A 548-nucleotide genomic window follows, 5' to 3' on the forward strand; every position below is an offset into this window, starting at 1 on the left:
CAACACGATCCGGTCGCGCAGCAGATGATCCACCTTGATGTCATCCACTGGCAGAGACTGGATCAAGCGCCCCTCTTCGCGGGCAGCGCGCATCGCCTCAGCAACCTCTTCAAAAGCACCCTGCCCTGCGGCCTCGCGCGTCACATGGGCGATCGGCGCACGTCCGGGTGCGCCAAGGGCCGCTCCATGGGTCCTGATCTCCTGTGCCGGAGACACATTCTCAGGGTTGGCCGGTTCCAATCGTCTGCGTTTGGCCATGCTCTGTCTCCCTGTCTGGTTACTCAGCCGCCGATGTCGCCTGCGCCAGTTCATCACGGCGCCATGCTCCGATGAGAAGTTGCTTGAATGCGGCATAGGTCTCATCGAAGGTTGCCCGTCCGCGGGCATAGGTGTCGCGGTTAAAGTCGCGGTAATCAGCCTCATAGATACCATGCACCTGCTCGCCCGTCTGACCAATCAGAGCAGTGTAATCTTGCCGGAAGGGAGACAGGCGCCGCCCGAGATAGGCCTGCATGAGCCCTGCCATCTCGGCCTGTTGCGAGGCATCG

The 548-nt window shown here is 61.7% G+C and carries 2 pseudogenes; both read right to left on the minus strand.

Going from position 1 to position 548, the window contains the following annotated elements:
• Positions 1-258: pseudogene (locus ACR0EL_RS22700) on the minus strand (ParB/RepB/Spo0J family partition protein); the annotation flags it as partial.
• Between the two features lie 19 nt (positions 259-277).
• Positions 278-548 (minus strand): annotated as a pseudogene (locus ACR0EL_RS22705) (AAA family ATPase); the annotation flags it as partial.

The organism is Ruegeria sp. AH12, from assembly GCF_056541465.1.